An 11,308-nucleotide genomic window follows, 5' to 3' on the forward strand; every position below is an offset into this window, starting at 1 on the left:
CCCCAAGGGTGTGCTGTATTCGCATCGCTCCAACGTGCTTCACGCGCTGATGGCCAACAATGTCGACGCGCTCGGCACCAGTGCGTCCGAGACAATGCTGCCGGTGGTTCCCCTGTTCCATGCCAACAGCTGGGGCATCGCCTTCTCCGCGCCCTCGCAAGGCACCAAACTGGTGATGCCCGGGGCCAAGCTCGACGGCGCATCGGTCTATGAGCTGCTCTCGACCGAGAAGGTGACGCACACCGCCGGCGTGCCGACGGTGTGGCTGATGCTGCTCCAGCACATGGCCGCCAACAATCTGAAGCTGCCGGATTTGAAGATGGTGATCTGCGGCGGATCGGCGATGCCGCGCTCGATGATCAAGGCCTTCCTCGACATGGGCTCCAACGTCCGCCACGCCTGGGGCATGACCGAGATGAGCCCGATCGGCAGCGTCGCCGCACTCAAGCCGCCGTTCCAGAACGCCACCGGCGATGCCAGGCTCGACGTGCTGCAGATGCAGGGCTATGCGCCCTTCGCGGTCGAGATGAAAATCACCGACGATGCCGGCAAGGAGCTGCCCTGGGACGGCAAGACCTTCGGTCGCCTCAAGGTCTCCGGCCCGGCGGTCGCCAAGGCCTATTACCGTGTCGACACCAACATCCTCGACGAGGACGGCTTCTTCGACACGGGGGACGTCTCGACCATCGACGAGGACGGCTACATGCGGATCACCGACCGCTCCAAGGACGTGATCAAGTCCGGCGGCGAGTGGATCTCCTCGATCGACCTCGAGAACCTTGCGGTCGGCCATCCGGCCGTAGCGGAAGCCGCCGTGATCGGCGTGTTCCACCCGAAATGGGACGAACGGCCGCTGCTGATCGTGCAGCTCAAGCAGGGCCAGCAGGCCACGCGCGAGGAGATCCTGAAGTTCATGGACGGCAAGATCGCCAAATGGTGGATGCCCGACGACGTCGCCTTCGTCGACGGTATCCCGCATACGGCCACCGGCAAGATCCTGAAGACGGCGCTGCGCGACCAATTCAAGGATTACCGCTTCCCGAACGCTGCGGCGTAGCGGCACGGCAAGCAACGTCATTCCGGGATGGTCCGAAGGACCAGACCCGGAATCTCGAGATTCTCGGGTGCGCAAGCGCGCACCTGAGTTCGCCCTTCGGGCGCCCCGGAATGACGGACAGTAACAGTCCGGGTCTCTCTTGAATTTGCCCCCGCGCCGTGGTCTCAACGGACCATCGTCTCGCCGGATCGGCCGGCATCGCCAACCCCGGCAGAGCTTACTCGATGGCCCGCAGGTTTTCCGCTCCCTATCAGTCGGAGCCAGTGTCGAGCCTCGCGAGCTGGGCGCGCAACCTCGCGGTGTTCGCGGTGGTGGCGGTGGTGGCCTCGGTCATCATCGTCCGCTTCGATTTCCTGGAGCCGAAGCCCGCGCTTGCGACGTTTCTCGGCGGGCTTGCGATCGCCGGCCTGTCGATCCTGTTCGGGCTCGCCGGCTTTGCCGCGATCTGGCAGAACGGCTCGCGCGGCATGGCGCGCATCCTGCTCGCCTTCCTGATCGACGGGGCGATCCTCGCCTACCCCGCCTATCTGGGCCTGCAATATCGCAAGCTGCCGTCGATCTACGACATCACCACCGACCCGATCGATCCCCCGCGCTTCGACGCACTGGCGCGGCTGCGCACCGGCGAGGGCACCAACAGCGCGGTCTATGCCGGCCTCTACTCGGCGGAGCAGCAGCGCCACTTCTACCCCTATATCGAGCCTGTCGAGCTCGAGATTTCGGCCGACCGCGCCTATGCGATCGCACTCCAGCTCGTCCACAAGCGCAAATGGATCGTGATCGACGAGCGCGCACCACAGCCGCCGCGCCGCATCGGCCGCATCGAGGCGGTGGCGCGCACGCCGATGATGGGCTTTCGAGAAGACGTCTCGATCAGGGTCGTGGCGGACGGCGATGATTCCCGCGTCGACATCCGCTCTGCCTCGCGCAATTTCGACAGCGATCTCGGCAGCAACGCCGCGCGCGTCAAGAGATTCATCGACGATCTCAACGCCGCCGCCGATGCCGACGCGCTCAAGCCGGTGAAGAAAACGCCGGTCGCGCCGCCGAAGGCGCCGGCGAAGACGGTGAAGAAGTGACCTCCGCCGTCATTCCGGGCGATGCGCAGCATCGAACCCGGAATCCGTCCATCCACCAGCACTGCGACCCGATGGATTCCGGGTTCGCGCTGGCGCGCGCCCCGGAATGACGGGAGTTTAGACCGCCATCCGGTACGTCCCGCCGATCACGGGATCACCATCCGTCGCCACCACGCCGCGTGCGACCAGGTCTTCCAGATGCGCCAGCACGGAATAGCCGGCGGCCGTCGTCAGCCTCGGATCGATCCCGATATAGATCGCGCGGACCATGGTCGGGATGTCGGTCTCGCCCTTGGCGAGGCGGTGCAGGATCGAGGCCTCGCGCGCCTTGCGGTGCCGGATCAGGAAACGCACGAAGCGCTGGCCTTCGGGAATCTCCGGGCCGTGGCCCGAGAAATAGAGATCCTCCTCGCGTGCCGCGAGCCGGTCCAGCGAGTCCATGTAGTCGATCATCGAGCCGTCCGGCGGCGCCACGATCGAGGTCGACCAGCCCATCACATGGTCGCCCACGAAGTTGAACTTTCGCTCGGGCCAGGCGAATGCCAGATGGTTGGCGGTGTGGCCGGGCGTCGCCACCGCCTCGAGCCGCCAGCCCTGGCCTTCGACGACGTCGCCATGGGCGATCCTGATATCCGGCACGAAGTCACGATCAGAGCCGGATTCCGGATTGTGCTTCTCGCTCTCGAAACGCGGACGCGAGGCCCGGTGCGGGCCTTCGGCATAGACCTGCGCACCCGTCGCCTGCTTGATGCGCGCGGTGTTCGGCGAATGGTCGCGATGGGTGTGGGTGACGAAGATGTGGCTCACGGTCTCGCCGCGCACGGCATCGAGCAGCGCAGTCGCATGCGCCTCGTCGTCCGGACCGGGATCGATGATCGCGACATTGCCTTCGCCGATGATGTAGCTGACCGTGCCGGTGAAGGTGAACGGGCTCGGATTGTTGCAGAGCACGCGGCGTACGCCGGGCCGGACCTCCTCGACGAGGCCGGGCTTCAGCGGGAAGTCGCGGTTGAACGGCACGTCGTCATTGTCGGACATGGCTTGCTCATTCCTTGCTGACTTCGTCATGCCCGGCCTTGTGCCGGACATCCACGTTCTTTGCGCGCTCAAGACGTGGATGGCCGGGACAAGCCCGGCCATGACGGAGTTGGAGAGTTCTATAGCCTAGTACCCTCAACGCGGCGGCTCAGAAAAACGCCTGAATGCCCGTGATGGCGCGGCCCAGGATCAGGGCGTGGACGTCGTGGGTGCCCTCGTAGGTGTTGACCGTCTCGAGGTTATGGACGTGGCGCATCACGTGATACTCGATCGAGATGCCGTTGCCGCCGTGCATATCGCGGGCGGTGCGGGCGATGTCGAGAGCCTTGCCGCAATTGTTGCGCTTCATGATCGAGATCATCTCGGGCGCGAACTTGCCCTCGTCCATCAGGCGGCCGACGCGAAGCGAGCCCTGCAGACCGAGCGCGATCTCGGTCTCCATGTCGGCGAGCTTCTTCTGCACCAGCTGGGTCGCTGCGAGCGGCTTGCCGAACTGCTTGCGGTCGAGCGTGTACTGGCGGGCGCGATGCATGCAGTCCTCGGCGGCCCCCAGCGCACCCCAGGAGATGCCGTAACGGGCACGGTTGAGGCAGCCGAACGGGCCCTTGAGGCCGGAGACGTTGGGCAGCAGGGCGTCTTCCGGAACCACGACGCCGTCCATCACGACCTCGCCTGTGATGGAGGCGCGCAGGGACAGCTTGCCGCCGATCTTCGGCGCCGACAGGCCCTTCATGCCCTTTTCCAGCACGAAGCCGCGGATCTGGTTGTCGTGCGCGGCCGATTTGGCCCAGACCACGAAGACGTCGGCGATCGGCGCGTTCGAGATCCACATCTTGCTGCCGGTGAGGCGATAGCCATCCGAGACCTTCTCGGCGCGGGTCTTCATGCCGGCCGGATCGGAGCCGGCGTCGGGCTCGGTCAGCCCGAAGCAGCCGACCCACTCGCCGCTGGCGAGCTTGGGCAGATACTTCTTGCGCTGGTTCTCGTCGCCATAGGCGTAGATCGGATACATCACCAGCGAGGACTGCACCGAATTCATCGAGCGATAGCCGGAATCGACCCGCTCGATCTCGCGCGCGACGAGGCCGTAAGCGACGTAGCTCGCATTGGCGCAGCCGTATTCCTCCGGCAGCGTGATGCCGATCAGGCCGAGCTCGCCCATCTCGTTGAAGATTTCGCGGTCGGTCTTCTCCTCGAGATAGGCCTTGGCCACGCGCGGCAGCAGCTTGTCCTGGGCGTAGGCACGGGCGGTGTCGCGCACCATGCGCTCGTCTTCGGTCAGTTGCTCATCGAGCAGGAACGGATCGTCCCACTGGAAAGAAGCCGCAGCCGGCTTGTCCTTGGCCTGAGGGCGCACGCTCATAAAACGTCCTTTCGCGTCTGGTTCCGTCGATAATTGCCGGACAAACTAAAGCGCCGCGGCAACAAGTTCAATTGTATCCTGGTCTCGGTCATTCCGGGGCACCCAAAGCGCGAACCCGCAATCCCTTCGTTTTCACCGCTTCGAGCTTCCGGGCCTGGCGCTTTCAGCGCCATCCCGGAATGACGCTGCATGTCAGCTTTCGAGCTGCTCGTTGGCGACGATCTCGATGCCGAAGCCCGACAGGCCTTTGTAGTCGTGCACCGACGAAGTGAGATGCCGGATCGATGTGACCCCGAGGTCGCGCAGGATCTGCGCGCCGACGCCGACCTCGCGCCACTGGCGGTTGCGGTCGGCCTCGGTGGACGACTCGTCCGGCAGCGGCGCCACGGGAACACCCGCGGCGCCATCGCGCAGGTAAACCAGCACGCCACGCCCGGCCTTCTTGAAATGGTCGAGCACGGCCGCCATGCGCTTGTGGCCGGTGAAGGTGTCCTTGACGATGTTCGGCTTGTGGAAGCGCGTCAGCACGTTCTTGCCGTCGCCGACGCCATTATAGACGAAGGCGACGTGAGCGATGGAATCGAACGGCGAGCGGTACGCATAGCCCTGCAATGGGCCGATCGGGCTTTCGGTGACGAAGGTCGAGACCCGCTCGATCAGCTTCTCGCGCGCCTGGCGGTAGGCGATCATATCCGCGATGGTGACGTGCTTGAGCTTGTGCTGGGCGGCGAAGCGGGCGACCTGCTCGCCCTTCATCACGCTGCCGTCGTCGTTCATGAGCTCGCTGATGACGCCGACCGGCGGCAGGCCCGAGAGCTTGCAGAGGTCGACCGCGGCCTCGGTATGGCCGGAGCGCAAAAGCACGCCGCCGTCCTTGGCGATCAGCGGGAAGATGTGGCCGGGCCGGGCGAAGTCGTTGGCGCCGACATTGGGATTGGCGAGCGCGCGGCAGCACGAGGCGCGCTCCTCGGCGGAGATGCCGGTGCCGCCGTCGGGCTTGTAGTCGATCGAGACCGTGAACGCGGTGGTGTGCGCGGAATCATTGTGGGCGACCATCGGATCGAGCCGCAGGCGGCGCGCATCCTCGGTCGTCACGGGCGCGCAGACGATGCCGGAGGTGTGGCGGATGATGAAGGCCATCTTCTCGGCGGTGCAGAGCGAGGCGGCGACGATGAGATCGCCCTCGCCCTCACGGTCCTCGTCGTCGGTGACGACCACGAGCTCACCCCGGGCAAAGGCCTGCAAGACTTCCTGAACGCTATCGGGCATTTCCCAATCTCTATCGGTTATGGCCGGGAGGCTTAGCCGGACTTGGGGCGGGGCGCTAGTCTCCCCAGGCGCAACCACATATGCCGGACGGCGGGCCTGCCAGCGGCTTTCAGGCTTGCACCGGGCATACCAGCGATATAGGCGCGGATTGTCTGCAAGGAAGGCGGCAAGGAGGGCGGCCCGACGCCGTCAGGGCAGCACCTCGCGACGCTCGCCGAGGCGCTGATCGAGCTCGGCGCGCTTGTCGGCGAGCAGGCCGGCCTGGGCGGCTTCGATCACGGTAAACAGTTCGTGGGCGTCGCTGAGCCGGGTCACGGTGACGTAGCTGGCGCCGGCTTCGTAGAGCGCGGCGACGTCCGCCAGGAGGTCCGCCGTGGCGACGATCAGGGCGGTCGGATTGAGCGCGCGGACGTGGCGGACCAGCTTCTCGTTGGTAGCGCCCTTCAGCAGCGAATCCGGCACACTGAGGATGATCATCTCGGACTTGCCGATGCCGGCGTGGAGCAGCGTATCGACATTGCTGATGTCACCGTAGATCACGTGCAAGCCGCGCGAGAGCAGGGTCTGGTACACATTGGGGTTGAAGTCGACCACGGTGATTTGCTCCAGCAGCACGGGCGTCTGCCGTTCGATCTCGGCCAGCAGAGCGCTCGCCGCGCGGAAAAATCCGAGGATGACGATGCGCCGGGCTTCGCCATGGCCCTCGTGCGCATCCTCGGCATGGCCGTTGCCATGGTCGAGATCGCGCAGGCCGATCCGCTTCAAGGGGCCGATCGCCCAACGCGTGATCTCGTCGCTGCGGGTCATCACGAAGGTCGAAAGCACCGCCAGCACCACGAAGGCGAATGAGGCGGCGTTCGCCGTCTCGGCCGCGATGTGGTGGTCGGCGACGCCGGTCTGGATCACCACCAGCGAGAACTCGGAGATCTGTGCGAGGTTCAGGGCCGGCAACAGGCTGGCGCGCAAGCCCTGCTTCATCAGGTAGAGCGGGGTGAAGGTGGTGACGAGGCGGCTCACCACCGTGAACGCCGCGATCATCAAGGCGAGGCTGATCACCGAGAGGCCCGGCACGGGAATGGTCATGCCGAGCGAAACGAAGAACAGCGTGATGAAGAAGTCGCGCAGCGTGGTGACCTTGGCGGTGACGTCGAGCGCGTAAGGGAAGGTCGAGAGCGAGACGCCTGCGATCAACGCGCCCATCTCGCGCGACAGCGACAGCCTAAACGCGGTCTCGGCGACCAGAAAGCACCAGGCGAGCGCGCCGAGCAGCACCAGCTCGGGCCGCCGCGCGATCTGGTGGAACAGGCGCGGCAGCACGTAGCGGCTGACTACAAGCGCGGCCGTGACCAGCACCGCGACACGGCCGATCGAGAGCAGGATGACGCTGACCTGCAGATTGGCGAGGCTCGGCTGCACCGCCAGGAACAGGATGGCGAAGATGTCCTGGAGCACGAGGATGCCGAGGGTGATGCGGCCCGGCAGCGTATCGAGCTCGCGCTTTTCGTAGAGCACCTTGACGATGATGACGGTGCTCGACAGCGCGCAGGCGACGCAGAGATAGACCGCATCGAAATGCCCGCCCCCGATGGACAGGCCGATGCCGACGAAGAACAGCACCCCGAGCAGACAGCCGCCGAGCAGCTGGCTGCCCGCCGCGAACAGGATCACCCGCCCCGCCCGCACGATCTTCTTCAGGTCGATCTCGAGCCCGATCATGAACAGCATGAAGATCAGGCCAAGCTCTGAGATAACGCTGATCGATTCCTGCGAATGGACCCAGCCGGCACCGAATGGACCTATGCAGAAGCCGGCGATAAGGTAGGCCAGGATCAGCGGTTGCCGGGAAAAATGGGCGATAAGCCCCAGCATCCAGGCAAACAGGATAGAGAGTGTGATATCGCGAATGAGCTCATGCATGCCAAATTGGTCCGTTTCGCCGCACCCTAGAGACGGGTTGCGGTGCGGCAAGCGAGCAATTCGTCACATGCGCAATGGGCTCTTCGCAGCCATGCTGCTCGCTCCCCTCGCCTTTGCCGTGCCCGCCGCCGCGCAATCCAAGGTCAATATCGAACAGAACTTTGCCGATTCGCTCACCACGATGCCGAAGGAGGACCTCGCGGTCTCCGGCGGATTCTACGTGCCGGCCTATTCCAGCGTCGCGATGAGCCAGGGCAAGTTGCGTGTCGACTTCTCGGTGACGCTCAGCGTACACAACGCCTCCGAGACCCAGCCGCTGGTCATCAAACGCATCGCCTATTTCGACACCGCAGGCAAGCAGGTCGAGAGCTATCTGAAGACGCCGGTGGCCTTGAGGCCGCTCGCCACCGTCTCGATCTTCGTTCCGACCGACGATTTGCGCGGCGGGACCGGCGCCAATTTCCTGGTCGACTGGGCCGCCACCGGCGAGATCGCCGAACCGGTGGTCGAAGCCTTGATGGTTGGCGGCATCGCCAACGCGCATTACGCTTTCATCAGCCAGGGCCGTCCCACCAGGACGGCCACAAACAAGTGAGGCCGTCCGACCTGGACGGCCGGCAAGAACTAAGGCGGGCGATGCACAGCCGGCCGCTAGACAAGAACAAAACGAGGAACGCTCCCATGACGTCCAGCTTCGATTTCGCGCCCCTGTTCCCCGCAGGGCTGCCGGCCCCGTCCGCGCGCTGGACGGGCCTTGCCAAATACAGCTTCGTCGGCGGCAACAACGATTCCGAACAGGTGCCTCTCGACGAGCTGATCGAGGCGACCAACTCGGTGCTGCGGCGCGAGGGCCGCTCGCTCGCCACCTACGGACTCGCGCACGGCCCGCACGGCTACCTCCCCTTGCGCGAATTCCTGGTGACGAAACTGGGGCGCGATGCCGGGATCACCTGCACGGTCGACGACCTCCTGATCGTCTCCGGCTCGCTGCAGGCGCTCGACCTCGTCAACGCGACGCTGCTGGCGCGCGGCGACACCGTCATCTTCGAGCAGGACAGCTATCAGGGGTCGCTGAACCGCCTGGCGCGGCTCGGCGTCAACGTCGTCGGCATCCCCCTCGACAAGGACGGCATGCGCATGGATGCGCTGGCCGCGGCACTGGCCGACCTGAAGAGCCGCGGCATCCGCCCGAAATACATCTACACCATCCCGACCGTGCAGAACCCGACCGGCAGCATCATGTCCGAGAGCCGCCGCGCCGAACTGGTGCGGCTCGCGACGGAGTATGGCGTGCCGATCTTCGAGGACGATTGTTACGCCGACCTCGTCTGGTCGGGGCAGCGCCCGCCGGCGATCTACGCGATGAGCAAGGGCGGCGGCGTGATTCATATCGGCTCGTTCTCCCAGTCGATCGCACCGGCGCTGCGCGTCGGCTTCATCGTGGCGCCCTGGGAGGTAATGTCGCGGATGCTGGCGCTGAAGACGGATGCGGGCTCCGGCGCGCTGGAGCAGATGGTGCTGGCCGCCTACTGCAAGCCGCATTTCGCAAGCCACGTGCCAGCCCTGACCAAGGCGCTCCGCACCAAGCTCGACACGCTGATGGAAGCGCTCAACGAGCAATTCGGGACGGCCGCCGAATTCGAGGAGCCCAAGGGCGGCATCTTCCTCTGGGTGAAGCTGCCCGACCAGGTCGATACGCTGAAGCTCTATCAGGCCGCGCTCGCCGCCGGCGTCTCGATCAATCCGGGACCGGAATGGTCGACCGACAAGAGCCATTCCCGCTCGCGGCTGCGGCTGTGCTTTGCAAGTCCGACGCATCAGCAGATCCGCGAAGGCGTCGCCGTGCTAGCCGAGGTCTGCCGCAAGGAATTCGGTGTGCCGGCGCGCAGCGCCAATGTGGAGAAGCGAGCCTGAGGTCGACGCCTCACGCCTCGACGTGAAATTCAACGTTGACCTGACCCGAGCCGGAGGAGGGAAAATAGTCGCAAAGCTGCTCGGCGGTGCCACGGTAGTCGTGCCAGCCGAGCGCGGCGAACAGCATGATGGTGTCGGCCATGCCGCCTTCGCCGTTGCACTTGGTGGCGTAGTCCGGGAGCATGTCGAGGAATTCACGGTAGCGACGGCTCTGCCACAGCTCGAGCACGCGGAGGTCGACCTGCCGGTTGAACTCGCTGGCGATCGAGGTCCAGGCCTCCGGGCCGAGCTTCTTGTTAGGCCAGAGCCGGTGCGAGAGCGAACCGCTGGCGAGGATCGCGACGCGCTCGCCGGACTGGTCGATGGCGCGGCGGACCGCCTCGCCGAGGATCCGGCTCTCCTCGAACGAGGTGAACAGCGGCGAGGCGATCGAGACCACCTTCGCGAAGCCGTCCGGGTTCATGTAGTGCATTGGCACGATGGTGCCGTATTCGAGCCCGAGGCTCGCCACCTGGTGCGCGATGACGTTCAGACCGGCATCCCCGGCCCTGCCCGCAATGGCTTCGGCGAGGCTAGTATCGCCCGGCAGGTCGTAGCGCAGATCCTGGATCATGTGCGGCGCTTCGTGGCTGGTGAAAGCACCGCGATGCCGAGGATTGGCGTTGATGTGGTAGCCGAAATTGGAGAGCCAGTGAGTGTCGAACACCACGAAGCTGGTGACCCCGCGCTCTTTTGCCCGCCGCCCCAGTTCGCGCAAGGACGTGACCGCCGGCTCGCGCGCCGCGCGTAACGGGCTGCCTGACAGCTCCGACAGCATCAGCGACGGAACGTGGGTGACCTTGGCGGCGAGGACGAGCTGCCCCATGCGGTCACCCCCTTTTGAGTCAGGCCGCGTGAGGCTGGCTCTGTGGCTGGCTGCCGTGGATCGCCGAGGCCAGCCGCAGCAAGAGCACGATCGAGACGTTGCCCTTGCCGGCCTCGATCTGGGCGATATAGCGCTCGGAGATCCCGGAGCGGCGGGCGAGCTCCCGGCGCGACAGGTCACAGCGCATGCGCGAGGACCGCAGGCGACCGCCCAGCTCGCTCAGAAACGCGGCCTCGGAATAAGGCGGGACGGCACAGCTCCCCGGCAGCACTTCGCCCGCAAAATCCATGACTTGATTCAGCATTGCTCTATCCACGTTCGCCTTCGGGAGCGCCATCCTACTCTTCGGCCACCCTGCATCATTGACGCGGATCAAATTCGCGAGCGATCGGCAGCCGGCGTGGAACGGACGCGGGCGTGATGCTACACTCTGGAGTTCTTCGAGGCGGGGTTTTCGGAACATGGTGCGTTGTTTGAGCCGCTGGATCGCGGTTGCGGTGCTGTGGGTTGGGTTCACCCCGGCTACCGGTGCCGAGACGCTGGCCGCAACCGTGGAGCAATGGGGCCTGCTCGGCTCATGGGCGGTCGATTGCACGGCCCGGCCCAACCGCGACAAGGGCGCCCTCTTGACCTACGAAATCCGGAAGGACGGACGCGTGATGTACCGCCGCGATTTCGGCGAGGCCAGGGACGAGAACGAGGTCGTATCTGCCACGATCAACGCGGAGGGCCTGCTCAATGTGATGGTGTACTTTCCATCGCTGCGCCAGACGCGCGAATTCGGACTCCTGCTGCAGAAGGACGGC

General features: G+C 65.3%; 11 protein-coding genes. 5 read left to right on the forward strand and 6 right to left on the reverse strand.

Translation table 11 applies throughout. The features are described 5' to 3' along the window. The coding region (locus tag JHD07_RS11030; RefSeq protein ID WP_291621888.1) for an AMP-binding protein at positions 1 to 1,057 on the forward strand (1,057 nt) is incomplete at its 5' end. A 224-nt stretch (positions 1,058 to 1,281) separates the two neighbouring features. Next, positions 1,282 to 2,136: a DUF1499 domain-containing protein gene (locus JHD07_RS11035; protein WP_291621890.1), complete on the forward strand. Its 855-nt coding sequence runs from the start codon at positions 1,282 to 1,284 to the stop codon at positions 2,134 to 2,136. 117 nt (positions 2,137 to 2,253) lie between these two features. On the opposite strand, the gene JHD07_RS11040 is transcribed toward JHD07_RS11035, so the two are convergent. From JHD07_RS11040 to JHD07_RS11055, 4 genes are all read right to left on the reverse strand, one after another. Next, a complete protein-coding gene (locus JHD07_RS11040; protein ID WP_291621892.1) occupies positions 2,254 to 3,174 on the reverse strand; it encodes an MBL fold metallo-hydrolase in 921 nt (306 codons plus the stop codon). A 148-nt stretch (positions 3,175 to 3,322) separates the two neighbouring features. Continuing rightward, positions 3,323 to 4,537 (reverse strand): acyl-CoA dehydrogenase, encoded by a 1,215-nt coding sequence (locus tag JHD07_RS11045; protein WP_028135001.1) that lies wholly within the window; start codon positions 4,535 to 4,537, stop codon positions 3,323 to 3,325. A gap of 192 nt (positions 4,538 to 4,729) precedes the next feature. Further along, positions 4,730 to 5,806, reverse strand: coding sequence for a 3,4-dihydroxy-2-butanone-4-phosphate synthase (gene ribB, locus JHD07_RS11050; RefSeq protein WP_291621897.1), 1,077 nt, complete (start codon positions 5,804 to 5,806; stop codon positions 4,730 to 4,732). A gap of 189 nt (positions 5,807 to 5,995) precedes the next feature. Then, positions 5,996 to 7,723, reverse strand: a complete 1,728-nt coding sequence (locus JHD07_RS11055) for a cation:proton antiporter (RefSeq protein WP_291621899.1) — start codon at positions 7,721 to 7,723, stop codon at positions 5,996 to 5,998. 67 nt (positions 7,724 to 7,790) lie between these two features. Here JHD07_RS11055 and JHD07_RS11060 point away from each other — a divergent pair, with 67 nt between their 5' ends. Continuing rightward, positions 7,791 to 8,318 carry a DUF3124 domain-containing protein gene (locus JHD07_RS11060; protein WP_291621902.1) on the forward strand — a complete coding sequence of 176 codons (528 nt, stop codon included), beginning with the start codon at positions 7,791 to 7,793 and terminating at the stop codon, positions 8,316 to 8,318. Positions 8,319 to 8,404: 86 nt separating this feature from the next. Beyond that, positions 8,405 to 9,637, forward strand: coding sequence for a PLP-dependent aminotransferase family protein (locus JHD07_RS11065; protein WP_291621904.1), 1,233 nt, complete (start codon positions 8,405 to 8,407; stop codon positions 9,635 to 9,637). A gap of 10 nt (positions 9,638 to 9,647) precedes the next feature. Here the strand turns inward: JHD07_RS11065 and hpaD are convergent, their stop codons facing one another. Continuing rightward, a complete protein-coding gene (hpaD, locus tag JHD07_RS11070; RefSeq protein WP_291621906.1) occupies positions 9,648 to 10,502 on the reverse strand; it encodes a 3,4-dihydroxyphenylacetate 2,3-dioxygenase in 855 nt (284 codons plus the stop codon). Positions 10,503 to 10,521: 19 nt separating this feature from the next. Next, the gene (locus tag JHD07_RS11075; RefSeq protein WP_291621909.1) at positions 10,522 to 10,806 is read right to left on the reverse strand and encodes a helix-turn-helix domain-containing protein; all 285 of its coding nucleotides are present in this window, start codon (positions 10,804 to 10,806) and stop codon (positions 10,522 to 10,524) included. 157 nt (positions 10,807 to 10,963) lie between these two features. Between JHD07_RS11075 and JHD07_RS11080 the strand changes: the two genes are divergently transcribed. Further along, on the forward strand, positions 10,964 to 11,308 hold a 345-nt coding region (locus JHD07_RS11080), incomplete at its 3' end, for a hypothetical protein (protein WP_291621911.1).

Source organism: Bradyrhizobium sp. (genome assembly GCF_016462955.1).
Lineage (GTDB): Bacteria > Pseudomonadota > Alphaproteobacteria > Rhizobiales > Xanthobacteraceae > Bradyrhizobium.